Here is a 15,225-nt window from a genome sequence, read left to right as displayed (position 1 = left end):
TGTCACCACCCGAACGGCGTAGGCCATGTGGCATACGCTGTGTGATATATAGCGTGTGGTATTTCACATGACACACTGATTCCATGGATCGCATGGATGACTTCCTCAGGCTCTCCGCGAGCACCGCCCGGTTCACCTACGGGGCCCCCCGCGCCTTCTCCTTCGGCGACGAAGGCCGGCTCCTCTGGTTCCTCCGCTCCACCGGCCCCACCGACCCCTTCGACGGACTATGGGTCCTGGACACCGCCACCGGCGCCGAAACCCTGCTCGCCGACCCCCGCGAGCTGTCCCCCGAGCCCGCGCCCCTCCCCGTCGTCGAGCGCCGGCTGCGCGAACGCTCGCGGCTCGTCGCCGACGGGATCGGCTCCTACGCGCTCTCCGCCGACGGGCGCACCGCGGTGTTCGCGCTGTACGGCCGCCTGTACCGTGCCGCGTACGAAGGCGCCCGCGCGGCGGACGCCGGAGCGCCCGCGCAGCCCAAGGAGCTCCCCACCACGGGGCCCGTCTTCGATCCGCGCCCGAGCCCCGACGCCTCGCGCGTCGCCTACGTCACCGGCGACGCCCTGCACACCGTCCCCGGTGGCCGGGTCAGCCCCGACGACGGAGCCCGCTGGGGCGTCGCGGAGTTCGCCGCCGCCGAGGAACTCGACCGGCACCGGGGGCACTGGTGGTCCCCCGACGGGGAGCGCCTGCTGGCCGCCCGCGTCGACGAATCCGCCCTCCAGCGGCGCTGGTTCGCCGACCCGGCGCACCCGGAGCTGCCGGCCGAGGACTTCGCGTACCCCGAGGCCGGCGGCCCCAACGCCGACGTGCGGCTCTGGGTGCTCGGACCGGGCCCGGACGCCGCCGTGCGGATCGACTGGGACACCGAGACCTATCCGTACTTCTCCGAAGCGCAGTGGCCTTCGAGCGACACCGGGCCCGGCGAGATCCTGCTCACCGTGCACGACCGGCTCCAGCGGAACGTCCTGCTGCTCTCCGCCGACCCGGACACCGGGCGGACCCGGGAGCTGTCGCGCACCACGCACCCCCAGTGGGTGGACCCCATGCTCCCCGGGACCCCGGCGCGCCTGGCCGACGGCCGGATGCTCACCTCGGCCGACACCCCCGGCGGGGCCGCCCGCGCGCTCGCGCTGGACGGCGCACTCCTCACCGGGGACGGGATCCAGGTCCGCAAGGTGGCCGGCACCCACGGGGACCGCCTGCTGATCGAGGCCGGGCAGCGCGACCCCTCCGAGCAGCAGGTGCTCCTGCTCGACCCGGACACGGGGGCGCTGACCCCGCTCGCGGACGGGCCCGGGGTGCACTCCGTCCTGGCGGCCTCCGCCGGGGCGCTGCTGCTCGGCTCCGCGGACGCCGACGGCATCCGGCGCGTCCTGCGGACCGCCGACGGCAGGGCCACCGACCCGAAGTGCAGTCCGCCCGGCGACCTGTCGCAGCCGCTGCCCTACCGGGTGGTCCCGGTGCTGGAGCGGGTCACCGAACACGCGGTGCCCACCGCCCTGGTGCTGCCGCGCGGACACGTCCCCGGCACGCGGCTGCCCGTCCTGATGGACAGCTACGGCGGCCCCGGCATGCAGGACGTCAGCGCCGAGCCGCGCCGCTGGCAGCACCGGCAGTGGTGGGCCGACCAGGGCTTCGCCGTGGTCACCGTCGACAACCGCGGCACCGCGTACGTATCACCGCGGTACACGCACGCCATGTACCGGGGCTTCTCCGAGGTCACCCTGGAGGACCAGGTCGCCGCCCTGCGGGCGCTCGGCGCGCGCCACGCCGACCTCGACCTGACCCGGGTGGGCGTCCGCGGCTGGTCGTACGGCGGGTACCTCTCCGCGCTCGCGGTGCTGCGCCGCCCGGACGTCTTCCACGCGGCGGCGGCCGGGGCCGCGCCGACCGACTTCCGGCAGTACGACACGGCGTACACCGAGCGGTACCTGGGTCTGCCCCAGGAGCACCCGGAGGTGTACGAGCGGGACAGCCTGCTCGCCGACGCGGCGGGGCTGCGCCGGCCGCTGCTGCTGGTCACGGGGCTGGCCGACGACAACGTCCACCCCTCGCACACCCTGCGGCTCTCGCAGGCCCTGACCGACGCGGGCCGTCCGCACCAGCTCCTCGCACTGCCGGGCGTCACGCACATGACCCCGGGCGGGGTGCGGGAGAAGATCATGGCGCTGGAGCTGGAGTTCTTCCGCAAGGAACTCGGCCTGGTCTGAAGCGCCGCCGGAACGGGAACCACCGGAACGAAGGAGGGGCCCCGGAGCGAGATCGTCGCTCCGGGGCCCTCCCCCTGCCCGGGTTCCCCGCCGGTCCCCCGGGGGTACGCGGCTACGCGATGTGGCAGGCCACCTCGCGGGAGGCGACCGTCCGCAGCAGCGGCCGTTCGGTGCGGCAGATCTCCTGCGCCACGGGGCACCTGGGGTGGAAGGTGCAGCCCGGTGGCGGGGCGGCCGGACTCGGCGGGTCGCCGAGCAGCACGATCCGCTCGCGCCGCCGCTCCGCCGCCGGGTCGGGCAGCGGGACGGCGGACAACAGCGCCCTGGTGTACGGGTGCTGGGGGTTCTCGTAGAGCGACTTCTTGTCGCCCATCTCCACGATCCGGCCGAGGTACATGACGGCGACCCGGTCGCTGACCCGTTTGACGATCGAGAGGTCGTGCGCGATGAACACATAGGCCAGGCCCAGTTCGGCGCGCAGCCGCTCCATCAGGTTGACGATCTGCGCCTGGACGGAGACGTCGAGGGCCGAGACCGGTTCGTCGGCGACGATCAGCCGGGGGTTGGTGGCGAGCGACCGGGCGATGCCGATGCGCTGCGCCTGGCCGCCGGAGAACTCGTGCGGATAGCGGTCGATGTGCTCCGGGATCAGTCCGACGAGCTCCATCAGTCCGGCGGCCCGGCGGCGGGCGTCCGCCGCGCTCGACCCCTGTACCAGCAGCGGGTCGGAGATGATCCGGGCCACCGTCTGGCGGGGGTTGAGGGAGGAGTGCGGGTCCTGGAAGACCATCTGGAGGTTCCGCCGCAGTGGGCGCAGGGTGCGCTGGGAGAGCCGGCTGATGTCCTTGCCGTCGAACTCGACGCTTCCGGAGGTTGGTTCCAGCAGCCGGACCAGCATCCGCCCGGTGGTGGACTTCCCGCAGCCCGACTCCCCCACGAGGCCCAGGGTCCGGCCGGCCTCCAGGTCGAAGGAGACTCCGTCGACGGCGCGCACGGGCGCCCCCCGGCGCCCGGTCACGCTGCGTTTGCCGGGGAAGGCCATCGTGAGGTCGCGCACGCGCAGCAGCGGGGGCGGGGTTCCGGTCTCGTCGCGGGCCGCCGGGACCCGGGCGGTGCGGGGGCCCGTCTCGTTCGCCGTGGTCATCGGGTCACCTCCCGGACGGCGCCGGCGAAGTGGCAGGCCGCCTCGCGTCCGGCGTCGCCGTACGGTCCGAGCTCGGGCCGCACCGTGGCGCAGCGCTCCCGGTCGTCCTCGCCGCCCGCGGCGGCCACGGCGCAGCGCGGGGCGAAGGCGCATCCGGGGGCCGGGGCGAGCAGGGAGGGCGGGGAGCCGGGGATGGCCCGCAGCGGTTCGTCGTCCGCGTCGTCCAGCCGGGGCAGGGAGTCCAGCAGCCCCCGGGTGTAGGGGTGCGCCGGGTCGGCGAACAGATCGTCCACCGGGGCCTGTTCGGCGGCCCGGCCGCCGTACATGACGAGGACCTCGTGGGCGACCCGGGCGACCACGCCCAGATCGTGGGTGATCATGACGACCCCGAGTCCGCGGTCCTGCTGGAGCCCGGCGATCAGCTCCAGGATCTGCGCCTGCACGGTGACGTCGAGCGCGGTGGTGGGCTCGTCGGCGATGAGCAGGTCGGGCTCGCAGGCCAGCGCCATGGCGATCATCGCGCGCTGGCGCATGCCGCCGGAGAACTGGTGCGGGTACTCCCCCGCCCGGCGGGCGGGTTCCGGGATGCCGACCTCGCCGAGCATGTCGACGGCGCGCCGCTTCGCGGCGGCCCGGCCGGCCCGGAAGTGGACCCGGAAGTGCTCGGCGATCTGCTCGCCGACCGTGTAGTAGGGGTGCAGGCTGGACAGCGGGTCCTGGAAGATCATGGCCATCTTGCGGCCGCGCAGCTTGGACAGCTCCTTCTCGGACTTGGTGGTCAGCTCCTGTCCGTCGAGGGCGATGGAGCCGCCGATCTCGGCGCCCCGGTGCAGGCCCATGACGGCGAGGGAGGTGACGGACTTGCCCGAGCCGGACTCGCCGACGATGCCGAGCGTGCGGCCGGCCTCTACGGTGAAACCGAGGGAGTCGACGGCGCGTACGGTGCCGCGCGGGGTGGTGAACGTGACGTGCAGGTCACGGACTTGGAGCAGCGGGGCCGCGGGGGGTGCGGCTTCGGGAGGAGCCATCAGTACCTCACCCTCGGGTCGATGACGGCGTACAGGAGGTCGACGGCGAGGTTCGCGACGACGATGAAGAAGGCGGCCAGCAGCGTGACTCCGAGCACCACGGGCTGGTCCGAGCTGACCAGAGCCCCGTAGAACAGCCTGCCGATGCCCGGGAGTCCGAAGATGGACTCGGTGATGACGGCTCCGGCGAGCAGGCCGCCGAGGTCCATGCCGAAGATGGTGAGGATCGGGGTCATCCCGGAGCGCAGTCCGTGTTTGACCACGACGGTGCGCTCGGGCATCCCCTTGGCGCGGGCGGTACGGATGTACGGCTCGGCCATGGCCTCGATCATCGAACCGCGGCTCTGGCGGGCGTACATGGCGGCGTAGAGCAGGGCGAGCGCGGTCCAGGGCAGGAGCAGGTTGCTCGCCCAGGCCAGCGGGTTGTCGCTGAAGGCCTGGTAGGTGGGGTAGGGCAGGAGCCCGGCGATGCGGATGACTCCGTAGATGAGCATCACGGAGGTGAAGTACACGGGCAGGGAGGCGGCGGCGACCGCGCCGACCATGAGGACCTTGTCCGTGGCGGTGTCCTTGCGCAGGGCGGCGGTGATTCCCGCGCCGAGGCCGAGGACGAGCCAGAGGGCGGCGGCGCCGACGGCCAGGGAGGCGGAGACCGGGAGCCGGTCCATCAGCAGGTCCCACACGGGCAGGGAGTTCTCGTAGGAGTAGCCCAGGCAGGGGAAGTCGCACTGGACGGCGTACTGGCCGGTGCCGAGGGTGCGTCCGGTGAAGATCCCGGTGATGAACTCGCCGAACTGCCGCCACAGCGGCCGGTCGAGGCCGAGGTACGCGCGTACGTCGGCCAGCCGCTCGGCGCTGCAGGTCTTGCCGCAGGCGGCCGCGGCCGGGTCGGAGGGCAGGACGTAGAAGATGAGGAAGGTGACGGCGGCGATGGCCAGCAGGACGCCGGCGAGGGCGAGGAGGCGGCGCGCGAGGTAGAGGATCACGTCCGGCCGCCCCTCGGGTCGAGGATGTCGCGCAGGGCGTCGCCGAGCAGGGTGAAGGCGAGGACCGCGAGGAAGAGGAAGAGGCTCGGGATGACGAAGTACATGGGGTCGGTCTCGTAGAAGGCCACGGACTCGGCGATCATCTGGCCCCAGGAGGGGGTGGGCGGGCGCACGCCCACGCCGAGGTAGCTGAGCGCGGCCTCGGTGCTGATCATGCCGGGGATGAGCAGGGTGGTGTACGCGATGACCGGGCCGGAGACGCCCGGGAGGATGTCGCGGGTCAGGATCCGCCAGGAGCTCGCCCCGCCCACGCGGGCGGCGTCCACGTACTCGCGGTGTTTGAGCGAGAGGGCCTGGCCGCGGACGACGCGGGCGACGCCGGGCCAGCCGAAGACGCCGATGACGACGGTCATGAGGACGATGCGGTTGACGTCCTTGGCCACCGACAGCATCGCGATCATGAAGATGAGGGACGGGAAGGACATCGTCAGGTCCATCAGGCGGGACAGGACGGTGTCGGTGCGGCCGCCGAAGTAGCCGGCGGCGATTCCGGCGGCGGTGCCCGTGACGACCACGATGGTGGTGGCGGCGAAGGCGATGAGGAGCGAGACCTGGGCGCCGTGGACGACGCGGGCGAACAGATCGCGGCCGGTCACGGGTTCGACGCCGAGCCAGTGCTCGGGGCTGATCCCGCCGAAGGAGCCCAGCGGCTGGCCGCCGAGGTAGGGGTCGATGGCGGACTTGTCGAACTCGTCCGGGGACCAGCCTCCCAGCGCACCCAGCCAGGGGGCGGTGACGGCCATCAGGACGAAGAGGAGGACGACGCAGAGACTGACGCGGACGGCGGGGCGGCGGCGGAGTTCCCGCCGGGCGAGCTGCCAGGGGCTGCTGCCCGGAGGGATCTCCTTGGCCGCCGCCGCGTCCGCCGCCTCCGGGGAGCCCGGGTCGGCGGCGAGGGCGGCGGTCATGATCAGCCCTGGCCCTGGCTCTTGGCCGGGTCCTTGAGGCCGATCGTGGCGTAGTCGAGCTGGCCGACCCAGACGGGGTGGCCGAAGGCGCCGGCGATGTTGGTGCCGACGAGCAGCGGCTTGCGCTCCAGCAGGACGGGGACGGCCGGGGACTTCTTCATGATCTCGGCGTCGAGGTCGATCCAGGCCTGGTTGGCCTGCTTGGCGTCGGCCATGGCGTTGATCTCGTCGATCCGCTTGATCGTCGCCTCGTCGTTGAACTGCGAGTAATTGCCCGAGTTGCCCTTGGCCTTGATGGTGCGGCCGTCGAAGACGAAGGGCAGGAAGGTGGACCCTGAGGGGTAGTCGGGGCACCAGCCGGACAGGACGAGGTCGGGGGCGGTGGTGGTGTCGCCGATGACGTCGTAGTAGGCGCCCGGGTCGACGGTGTCGATGACCACCTCGACGCCCGCGCGGGCCAGGCCCTGCTGGATGGCCTCCGCCTTGCCCTTGTCCCCGGTGGAGACGGCCAGGGAGACCTTCAGGGTCTCCTTGCCGGCGGCCTTGAGCAGTTCCTTGGCCTTGGCCGGGTCGCCGGCAGGCGCGATCTTCAGGGTGTCGGCCTGCTTGCCGCCGGAGAGGGCCGGCGGCAGGTAGGCGGTGGCGACCTCGTTGAGGGCCGGGCCGCCGCCCGCGGTGACCACGGCCTCCTTGTCGACGGCGTACTGCAGGGCCTCGCGGACCTTCGGGTCGTTGAAGGGGGCGCGGGAGTTGTTCATCTGGAGCATCTCGGTACAGCCCTGGGACTCGGCCAGCAGCCGCGACTTGATCTCCGGCTTGGGCAGCACCTTGGGGGCGCTCTCGGGCCGCATGTCGGACCACTGGACGGAGGAGGCGTCGGCGCCCTCCCCGGCGATGATCCGGTCGTCGATCTGGCCGCCCTTGAGGCCCATGACGACCACGAACTTGTCCGGGTAGGCCTTGCGGACGGTGTCGGTCTTGGCATCCCAGTGCTCGTTGCGGACCAGGACGAGCTTCTTGTCGCGGTCGTACGACTCGATCTTGTACGGGCCGGAGGAGAACGGGCGGGCGTCGTACTGCGTGCCCTTCTCCTGCGCCTCGGGGACCGGGGCGAAGGTGGGGAGGGTCGCGGTGGCGGAGAACTCGGCGACGGGCCGCTTCAGTTCGAAGACGATCGTGCGGTCGTCGGGGGTCTGGACCGAGTCGAGGTGCTTGCCCTGGAGCGGGCCCTTGTAGCCCTCGGCGCCGGCGAGGTACTGGGCCGCGTAGTCGGGGCCGCCGGTGAGGTCGGGGGCCATGGAGCGCTCGACGTTGTACTTGATGTCCTGGGCCTTGATGGGCGATCCGTCCTCGTACTTCACGCCCTCCTTCAGGGTGAAGGTCCAGGTCTTGCCTCCGTTGGAGGAGGTCCCGAGGTCGGTGGCGAGGTCGGGGACGAGCTCGCTGCCCGCCTTGCCCGGCTCGGCCTTGAAGGTGACCAGGGTGCGGTAGAGGAGGCGGGTGCCGAAGTCCATCGTCGGCATGACCCAGTTGCGGGCGGGGTCGAGGTGGGCGAAGTCCTGGTTGGACAGGACGGTGAGGGTGCCGCCCTTGACGGGTGCGCCGCCGAGGATCTTCCCGTCGTTGGCGGCGGCCGGGTTGGAGGCGCCGGCACCTGCGGCGGAGCCCTTCTTGGGGTCGGAGCAGCCCGAGGCGCCGAGTGCGAGTGCGGCCACCAGGGCGGTGGCGAGGGCGAGTTGGGTGCGCTTGGTCATGGGTCACTCCAGTGAAGGGCCGCGCTCTATGATGTGACCGGTAACATAGTAATGTGAAATTGCACTGACAAGGGGTTGGACCCAGGTCGGACCCACCGTTATCCAGCCGTGTCCAAATCGGTTCGGGCGGCGCGGCGTTGAGCATGCCGAAACACCGGGCGCGCCGCTGCGCCGCCCGGTGTCGAGGGGATGGGGAGCTGGGGCCGGCGGCCCCGAGCCCGGAGCCGGGGCTAGAGGCCCGAGCCCAGGCGGGTCTTGGGGCGGCCCACCGGTTCGTCGCGGCCCTGGGCCCAGAGGGAGCGGACGTGGCCCAGGTGGCGGGTCATGCAGGCTTCGGCGGCTTCCGCGTCGCCGCTGAGCATCAGGTCCAGGAGCTCGATGTGCTCCTCGGCGGAGGAGACCAGCTTGCCGGCCTCGTCCAGGCCCGTCAGGCCGTACAGCCGGGAACGCTTGCGCAGGTCGCCGACGGTCTCCACCAGGCGGTCGTTGCCCGAGAGGCCGAGGAGGGTGAGGTGGAAGCGCCGGTCGGCCTCCAGGTAACCGATGAGGTTGTGCTCGCGCGCGCTGGTGACGATCTCCTGCGCGATGGGGCGCAGCGCCTCCAGGGCCTCGGGCGTGGCGATCTTCGTGATCCGGCCGATGGTCGGGACCTCGATCATCGTGCGCAGCTCGGTGTACTGGTCCAGATCGCGCTCGCTGACCTCCGTGATGCGGAAGCCCTTGTTGCGGACCGGTTCCACCAGGCCCTCGCGGGCCAGGTCGAGCATGGCCTCGCGCACCGGGGTGGCCGAGACGCCGAGCTCGGCCGCGAGGCCGGGCGCGGAGTAGACGCTCCCGGGGCGCAGTTCACCCGCTATCAGGGCTGCCCGCAGGGCGTGGCCGACCTGGTCGCGGAGCCGTTCCTGAGCCTTGATGAGACTGTGCTGCTTCAGGTCACCCATTGCATTTCCTCCGAGACCGCTCACACCATCGGCGTGCGGAGGAACAGCGTACAATGTCACGTTGCGCTCGCTCCTCAGTGGACACCGCTCCCGGCGGCCTCGAACAGGGCCACCGCCACAGCGAGATCTTCCCAGGCCATGCCCACACTCTTGAAGAGCTGTGGACAACTCACCGCCGCCGGACCCGGCATCCGGCCCGCGACCAGGTCCGCCAGGGTGCCGCTGATATGACCGGCGCCGATGGCCCCTTCCGCCTCCGGGACCAGCAGGTCCCCCGCCTCGCGCAGGGCCGCCGTACGCGACTCCACGTACACGGCCGCCCGCCGGACCAGCGCCGTGTCCACCTCGCGGGCGTCCGGCTCGTGCGAGCCGACCGCGACCACGGTGGCTCCCGCCGCGATCAGCCGCCCGTCGAAGAGGGGTTCGCGGGAGGTGGTGCAGCAGATCACCAGGTCGGCGTCGGCCACCTCCGCCGCCACCCCCGTCCGGGCGGGGACGCCCAGCTCCCGCGCGTGCGCCGCCAGTGCCCGCGCGCCGGCGGCGCCGGCCGCGGACCCCGCACGGGCCACGACCACCACCTCCGCCAGCGGCCGCATCGCGTGCACCGCTTCGAGGTGCCCGTTCGCCTGGGGACCCGAGCCGAACAGCAGCAGCCGCAGCGGGCGCCCGGCCGGGGCCAGGTGGCGCAGCGCGAGCGCCGAGACGGCCGGGGTGCGCAGGGTGGTCAGCGCCGCCCCGTCGAGCAGGGCGACCGGGCGCAGGGTGGGCCCGTCCAGGAGGAGATAGGACCCGGTGATCCGGGGCAGCCCGAGCGCCGGGTTCCCCGGGGCCACCCCGGCGATCTTCACTCCGGCGTAGGCCCCGGTGGCGGCCGGCATCAGCAGCAGTTCCCCGCCGCCGGGCACCGGCAGGGCGCTGCGCGGCGGGCAGGTCTCCGGGTCCAGCCCGTCCCGCAGCGCGCCGGCCAGCGCGTCCGCGGCGGCGGCCGGGGTGAGCAGCCCGGCCATCTCGGCGCCCGACAGCTGGGGGATCACCACAGGAACCCCGCGCCGAGCGCGTCCTGCGGGTCGATGCTGAAGAGGTGTTCGCCCGTGCGGTACGCCGTTCCGGTGACCTCCGTGACCACGCCGTCGGCCACCCTCGCGGCGACGCGCCCGGTGAACACCGTGCCCACGACCGACTCGTGCAGCAGGTCCTCCCCCTCCCCCAGCCGCCCGTCCTCGGTGAGCAGCGCGAGCCGCGCCGAGGTGCCGGAGCCGCAGGGCGAGCGGTCGATCTGCCCGTCGGCGAAGACGGTGACGTTGCGCTGGTGCGGCCCGAAGGGGGTGTCGGGGAGGTCCTCGTACAGGGTGACCCCGTACACCCCGGAGAGCAGGGGCCCGTCCGGGTGCCAGGTCCCGGGGTGGGTGGCGAGGGCGGCCCGGATCTCCTTCCCCACCCGCACGAGCTCGGGCAGCGAGGCCGGGGTCACGTGGAGGCCCAGGTCCCGGGCGGGCAGGGAGGCGTAACAGGCCCCGCCGTGCGCGATGTCCACCTCGGCCATGCCGAGGGTGGTGGCGACGGGCACCTTGCGGGCGGTGGCGCGGGCCGGGACGTTGCGGAAGGTGACCCCGGTGGTGCGGCCCGCCGCGCGGTGCACGGTCGCGGCGACCCGCCCCGAGGGCACGTCGATCCGTACCTGGACGTCCCCGTCGTCCGGGGCGGTGACCCGGCCGGTGTCCACGGCCCAGGCGCCCAGCGCCATCGTGCCGTGGCCGCAGGCGGTGGAGTAGCCGTCCTTGTGCCAGAACAGCACCCCGAAGTGGGCCCCGTCGTCGTCGGGCGGGACAACGAAGCCCCCGTACATCCCGGCGTGCCCGCGCGGCTCCTGCACGAGGAGCCGCCGTACGTCGTCCAGGGGGCCGCGCCGGGGAGCCGTGCCCGATCCCCCCGGTCCGACGGCGGTGGCGCAGCGCTCGGCGACGGTGTCCCCGGGCACGGCCGGCCCTCCGCCGGAGGTGAGGTCGACGATCCGGAAGGGCTCGCCGGCGGTGTGGTAGTCCACGGTTCGTACGACGGTCACAGCAGGAACCCTCCGGGGAACGGATCGGACGGGTCGAGGAAGTACTGGGCGGTGCCGGTGATCCAGGCCCGCCCGGTGACGGTGGGCACGAGGGCCGGCCGGCCGCCGACCGTGGTCTCCGCTACGAGGCGGCCGGTGAACTCGGTGCCGATGAAGGACTCGTTGACGAAGTCCGTGTCCAGGGGCAGGAGTCCGCGGGCGTGCAGCTGCGCCATGCGCGCGCTGGTTCCCGTGCCGCACGGGGAGCGGTCGAACCAGCCGGGGTGGATGGCCATCGCGTGCCGGGAGCGGCGGGCGTCGGAGCCGGGGGCGGCGAGGTAGACGTGCTTGATCCCGGCGATGGAGGGGTTCTCGGGGTGGACGGGCCGGTCCGGTGAGGCGTTGATCGCCTCCATGACGGCCAGACCGGCGGCGAGCAGGTCCCCCTTGCGCTCCCGGTCGAAGGGCAGGCCCAGGGCGTCGAGTTCGACGAAGGCGTAGAAGTTGCCGCCGTAGGCGAGGTCGTAGGTGACCGTGCCGTATCCGGGGACCTCGGCCTTGAGGTCGAGGCCGACGCAGAAGGCGGGGACGTTGGTGAAGGTGGCGGCGGTGGCCGCCCCGTCCTCGACCCGGACGTCGACGCTGACGAGCCCGGCCGGGGTGTCGAGCCGGACGGTGGTGACCGGCTCGGCCACGGGCACCATGCCCGTCTCGACCAGGACCGTGGCGACCCCGATGGTGCCGTGCCCGCACATGGGGAGCAGGCCCGACACTTCGATGTAGAGGACGCCGAAGTCGGCGTCGGGGCGGGTCGGGGGCTGCAGGATGGCGCCGCTCATCGCGGAGTGGCCGCGCGGTTCGTACATGAGCAGGGTCCGGAGGTGGTCCAGGTGCTCGGTGAAGTGGAGCCGCTTGTCGGCCATGGTGGCGCCGGGGATCACCCCGACTCCCCCGGTGATCACCCGGGTGGGCATGCCCTCGGTGTGCGAGTCCACCGCGTGATAGACGTTTCGGGTGCGCATCAAGTCCCCCTCGGACTTTTCGACTCGGACTCTCGGACTGGGTTAGCTGAGGCCCTCGGCGAGCGCCTTCTCGGTGGCGGCGCGGACGCCGGCCTCGATCTCGCCGGTGAGCGGGAAGCGCGGCTGCCTGGTCGGACCGCCGGGGCGGCCGGCCAGGTCCATGGACAGCTTGATGGCCTGGACGAACTCGGTCTTGGAGTCCCAGCGCAGCAGCGAGTGCAGGGACTTGTACAGCGGGAGGGCGGTGTCGAGGTCTCCCGCGACGGCGGCGCGGTAGAGGGTGGCGCAGGCCTGCGGGAGCGCGTTGGGGTAGCCGGCGATCCAGCCGACGGCGCCGGCCAGGGCCAGTTCGAGCAACACGTCGTCGGCGCCGATCAACAGGTCCAGTCCGGGGGCGAGTTCGGCGATCTCGTAGGCGCGCCGCACGTCTCCGCTGAACTCCTTGACAGCGACGATGGAGCCGTCGGCGTGCAGCCGGGCCAGCAGGGACGGGACGAGGTCCACCTTGGTGTCGATGGGGTTGTTGTACGCGACCACGGGCACGCCGGCGCGGGCGACCTCGGCGTAGTGGGCGCGCACGGCGTCCGCGTCGGCCCGGAAGGCGTTCGGCGGCAGCAGGAGCACGGATCCGCAGCCGGCCTCGGCGGCCTGATCGGCCCAGCGGCGGGATTCGGCGCTGCCGTAGGCGGCGACGCCGGGCATCACGCGGGCGCCGTCACCGGCTGCCTCGACGGCGGTGCGGACGACGGCGGCGCGCTCCTCGTCGGTGAGGGTCTGGTACTCACCGAGGGAGCCGTTGGGGACGACGCCGTCGCAGCCGTTGGCGATCAGCCAGGCGACGTGTTCGGCGTAGGCGTCGTGGTCGACGCTCAGGTCTTCCCGCAGGGGCAGCGTGGTGGCGACCATGATGCCGTGCCAGGGGCGGGTGCGGGTGTCCGTACCGGCGGGCGCGGGGGTGTGCGCGTGGGTCATGAGAAGGCTCCCTAGGGTGATGTGTGACATTTTACTAGTGGGTACGGCGTGGCCACAAGAGGTGCGGCCGCCCTGTCGGCGGTTCCCGTCAGGGAAGTTCGGGGGGAAGTGCGGCGAGGTGCCGGAGCGGAACCGGGCAGGACAGCGGCCTGCGGTCGGGTGCGGGGTCGGTCCCGGCGAGGGCGGCCACGGCCGGCCCGCACATCCGGCCCTGACACCAGCCCATCCCGGCCCGGGTGAGGAGTTTGACCGTACGGGCGTCCCGTGCCCCCAGGTCTTCGACGGCCTCCCGGATCCGGCCCGCCGGGACCTCCTCGCAGCGGCACACGTCAGTGTCCTCGCGCAGCCAGCCGGTCCAGCCGGGGCCCGGGCGGTGCGCACCGGCCATCGCGGCGGCGAAGGCGCGCAGCCTCGTACGCGTACGGGCGAGGCGCGCCGGAACCGGCCGGCCGGCCACCGAACGGGCGGCGATCTCCCCCTCGGCCAGGGCCAGCTGGGCTCCCCCGATGCCGCCGGTCTCCCCGGCGGACCAGATCCCGGGGACGGAGGTGCGCTGCTCGGCGTCCAGCTCCAGGGCGACGGTGGCGTCCGGGCTCGGAAGGGTGGCGCAGCCCAGCCCGGTGGCCAGCTCCAGCTGCGGCACGAGCCCGTGGCCGACGGCCACGGCGTCGCAGGGGATGCGGCGGCCGCTGCCGGGCAGCGGGCGCCAGTCGCGGTCCAGGCGGGCCACGGTGACGGCCTCCACCCGGTCGGTGCCGTGGGCCTCGGTGACGGCGTGCCGGGTCAGGAGGCGGACCCCGTGCCGGAGCAGGGCCCCGCCGTACGTGGCGCCTTCGGCGAGCTTGCCGGGGTTGCGGAGCAGGGCGGGCACGTGGGCGGCGTAGCCGGTGTACGCCGAGGCCTCCACGACGGCCGGCACCCGGGCTCCGGCGGCGGCGAGCGAGCCGGCCACCGCGAGCAGCAGGGGCCCGCTCCCGGCGACCACGACCCGGCTGCCCGGAAGCACGAGCCCGCCCTTGAGCATGGCCTGCGCCCCGCCGGCCCCCACGACCCCGGGCAGGGTCCAGCCGGGGAAGGGCAGCTGGCGCTCGTAGGCACCGGTCGCGAGCAGCACGCTGCGGGCCAGGACCGTCGCGGCGGCCTCCTCGGGCCCGGCGACGGCGTGCAGGGTCCAGACGGCGCCCGGGACCACCGTCCAGACGTGGTGCCGGGGAAGATACGTGATCCGGCCGGCCGACACGTGGGCGCGCAGGGCGGCTTCGCGCGAGGCGAAGTCCCGCCATCCGTGGTGCAGCGCCTCGGGGCGGGCCGCGCCGAGTCCGGGCGCGGGGTGGCGGAAGTACTGCCCGCCGGGGCGCTCCCCCGCGTCGAGCAGGGTGACGCGCAGCCCCAGGCCTGCGGCGGTGACCGCGGCGGCGAGACCGGCGGGGCCGGCGCCGACGACGGCGAGGTCAGACGGCGAGGTCGTCACGGCCGGTCCCTTCCTGCGTGGTGACGTGGTCGCCCGGGCGGGCGGGGACGAGGCACGCCCGCTGGTTCGGGCGGCCGTTGACGGTGACGAGGCAGTCGTAACAGCTTCCGATCCCGCAGAACGCTCCGCGGGGGGCGGCGGTTTCACGGGTCGTGCGCCAGGCGAGGATGCCGGCGGACCAGAGGACGGCGGCGATGCTCTGCCCGGACTGGGCCGGGAGGTCGCGGTCGTCGAAGCGGAGGCTCCAGGTTTCGGTGGGGGCGCCGCCCACCAGGTCGCGGGGCGACCTCCGGCCCCTCGTGGCTTCGCTCATCGCTTCCTCCTCGATTCTCTGACGCGGCACGTTCTGCACCGCAGCTGCTGCCCCTGCGGGGCGGTTCCTCTGACCCGGCACGTTCCGCACCGGGGCTACTGCCCTGCGGGGCTGTCCCCTACCCGCCCTTCCACCGTTCCCAGGGCTCCGCCCTGACCCGGTCCTCAAACGCCGGACGGGCTGAAGAGCAGGGGTACCGGGCTGCGCCCGGACCCCTGGGGCTCCGCCCCAGACCCCGGTCCTCAAACGCCGGACGGCTGAACAGACCAACCCGGCCGGGGGCTGCGGGCCCGGGGTCGGGGACGGGGGCGGGGTGGGGTGTTGGCCGGGACGTAAAGCGTGATTTGTGGCGCACCACTCCGGATCACTGTC

At 73.3% G+C, this 15,225-nt stretch carries 13 protein-coding genes; 1 reads left to right on the top strand and 12 read right to left on the bottom strand.

Annotated elements, in window-relative coordinates; translation table 11 throughout:
* Window positions 1-83 precede the first annotated feature (83 nt).
* Window positions 84-2,213 (top strand): prolyl oligopeptidase family serine peptidase, encoded by a 2,130-nt coding sequence (locus tag ACIQV3_RS18470; protein ID WP_403713454.1) that lies wholly within the window; start codon window positions 84-86, stop codon window positions 2,211-2,213.
* A gap of 112 nt (window positions 2,214-2,325) precedes the next feature.
* Here ACIQV3_RS18470 and ACIQV3_RS18465 read toward each other — a convergent pair whose 3' ends face one another.
* From ACIQV3_RS18465 to ACIQV3_RS18410, 12 genes are all read right to left on the bottom strand, one after another.
* On the bottom strand, window positions 2,326-3,357 hold the full coding sequence (locus tag ACIQV3_RS18465) for an ABC transporter ATP-binding protein (RefSeq protein ID WP_403713453.1): 1,032 nt from the start codon (window positions 3,355-3,357) through the stop codon (window positions 2,326-2,328).
* The gene (locus tag ACIQV3_RS18460) at window positions 3,354-4,385 is read right to left on the bottom strand and encodes an ABC transporter ATP-binding protein (RefSeq protein WP_403713452.1); all 1,032 of its coding nucleotides are present in this window, start codon (window positions 4,383-4,385) and stop codon (window positions 3,354-3,356) included. Before ACIQV3_RS18460 ends, ACIQV3_RS18465 begins: the two co-directional genes overlap by 4 nt.
* On the bottom strand, window positions 4,385-5,371 hold the full coding sequence (locus ACIQV3_RS18455; protein ID WP_403713451.1) for an ABC transporter permease: 987 nt from the start codon (window positions 5,369-5,371) through the stop codon (window positions 4,385-4,387). The genes ACIQV3_RS18460 and ACIQV3_RS18455 overlap by 1 nt, the downstream gene beginning before the upstream one ends.
* Window positions 5,368-6,339: an ABC transporter permease gene (locus ACIQV3_RS18450; RefSeq protein ID WP_403713450.1), complete on the bottom strand. Its 972-nt coding sequence runs from the start codon at window positions 6,337-6,339 to the stop codon at window positions 5,368-5,370. Before ACIQV3_RS18450 ends, ACIQV3_RS18455 begins: the two co-directional genes overlap by 4 nt.
* Before the next feature lie 2 nt (window positions 6,340-6,341).
* Window positions 6,342-8,093: an ABC transporter substrate-binding protein gene (locus ACIQV3_RS18445; protein WP_403713449.1), complete on the bottom strand. Its 1,752-nt coding sequence runs from the start codon at window positions 8,091-8,093 to the stop codon at window positions 6,342-6,344.
* 230 nt (window positions 8,094-8,323) lie between these two features.
* Window positions 8,324-9,034, bottom strand: coding sequence for a GntR family transcriptional regulator (locus ACIQV3_RS18440; RefSeq protein ID WP_403713448.1), 711 nt, complete (start codon window positions 9,032-9,034; stop codon window positions 8,324-8,326).
* A 74-nt stretch (window positions 9,035-9,108) separates the two neighbouring features.
* A complete protein-coding gene (locus ACIQV3_RS18435; RefSeq protein ID WP_403713637.1) occupies window positions 9,109-10,041 on the bottom strand; it encodes an ornithine cyclodeaminase family protein in 933 nt (310 codons plus the stop codon).
* A 23-nt stretch (window positions 10,042-10,064) separates the two neighbouring features.
* The gene (locus ACIQV3_RS18430; protein WP_403713447.1) at window positions 10,065-11,096 is read right to left on the bottom strand and encodes a proline racemase family protein; all 1,032 of its coding nucleotides are present in this window, start codon (window positions 11,094-11,096) and stop codon (window positions 10,065-10,067) included.
* Complete coding sequence (locus ACIQV3_RS18425) at window positions 11,093-12,097, bottom strand: proline racemase family protein (RefSeq protein ID WP_403713446.1); 1,005 nt, start codon at window positions 12,095-12,097, stop codon at window positions 11,093-11,095. Before ACIQV3_RS18425 ends, ACIQV3_RS18430 begins: the two co-directional genes overlap by 4 nt.
* 42 nt (window positions 12,098-12,139) lie before the next feature.
* Window positions 12,140-13,069: a dihydrodipicolinate synthase family protein gene (locus ACIQV3_RS18420; RefSeq protein WP_403713445.1), complete on the bottom strand. Its 930-nt coding sequence runs from the start codon at window positions 13,067-13,069 to the stop codon at window positions 12,140-12,142.
* A gap of 88 nt (window positions 13,070-13,157) precedes the next feature.
* Window positions 13,158-14,540, bottom strand: coding sequence for an NAD(P)/FAD-dependent oxidoreductase (locus ACIQV3_RS18415; RefSeq protein ID WP_403713444.1), 1,383 nt, complete (start codon window positions 14,538-14,540; stop codon window positions 13,158-13,160).
* Window positions 14,521-14,853 (bottom strand): (2Fe-2S)-binding protein, encoded by a 333-nt coding sequence (locus ACIQV3_RS18410; RefSeq protein ID WP_403713443.1) that lies wholly within the window; start codon window positions 14,851-14,853, stop codon window positions 14,521-14,523. Before ACIQV3_RS18410 ends, ACIQV3_RS18415 begins: the two co-directional genes overlap by 20 nt.
* Window positions 14,854-15,225 lie beyond the last annotated feature (372 nt).

It is taken from the genome of Streptomyces sp. NPDC099050 (assembly GCF_044759865.1).
In the GTDB taxonomy this organism is placed as follows: Bacteria; Actinomycetota; Actinomycetes; order Streptomycetales; family Streptomycetaceae; genus Streptomyces.
This window is presented reverse-complemented; position numbering and strand designations above follow the sequence as displayed.

What these genes read in the sequence shown, in the direction of transcription:
- ACIQV3_RS18435 (WP_403713637.1), bottom strand. Translation starts at nt 10,041, where the DNA reads ATGGCCGGGCTGCTCACCCCGGCCGCCGCCGCGGACGCGCTGGCCGGC.
- ACIQV3_RS18445 (WP_403713449.1), bottom strand. Translation starts at nt 8,093, where the DNA reads ATGACCAAGCGCACCCAACTCGCCCTCGCCACCGCCCTGGTGGCCGCA.
- ACIQV3_RS18460 (WP_403713452.1), bottom strand. Translation starts at nt 4,385, where the DNA reads ATGGCTCCTCCCGAAGCCGCACCCCCCGCGGCCCCGCTGCTCCAAGTC.
- ACIQV3_RS18470 (WP_403713454.1), top strand. Translation starts at nt 84, where the DNA reads ATGGATCGCATGGATGACTTCCTCAGGCTCTCCGCGAGCACCGCCCGG.
- ACIQV3_RS18420 (WP_403713445.1), bottom strand. Translation starts at nt 13,069, where the DNA reads ATGACCCACGCGCACACCCCCGCGCCCGCCGGTACGGACACCCGCACC.
- ACIQV3_RS18440 (WP_403713448.1), bottom strand. Translation starts at nt 9,034, where the DNA reads ATGGGTGACCTGAAGCAGCACAGTCTCATCAAGGCTCAGGAACGGCTC.
- ACIQV3_RS18425 (WP_403713446.1), bottom strand. Translation starts at nt 12,097, where the DNA reads ATGCGCACCCGAAACGTCTATCACGCGGTGGACTCGCACACCGAGGGC.
- ACIQV3_RS18465 (WP_403713453.1), bottom strand. Translation starts at nt 3,357, where the DNA reads ATGACCACGGCGAACGAGACGGGCCCCCGCACCGCCCGGGTCCCGGCG.
- ACIQV3_RS18410 (WP_403713443.1), bottom strand. Translation starts at nt 14,853, where the DNA reads ATGAGCGAAGCCACGAGGGGCCGGAGGTCGCCCCGCGACCTGGTGGGC.
- ACIQV3_RS18450 (WP_403713450.1), bottom strand. Translation starts at nt 6,339, where the DNA reads ATGACCGCCGCCCTCGCCGCCGACCCGGGCTCCCCGGAGGCGGCGGAC.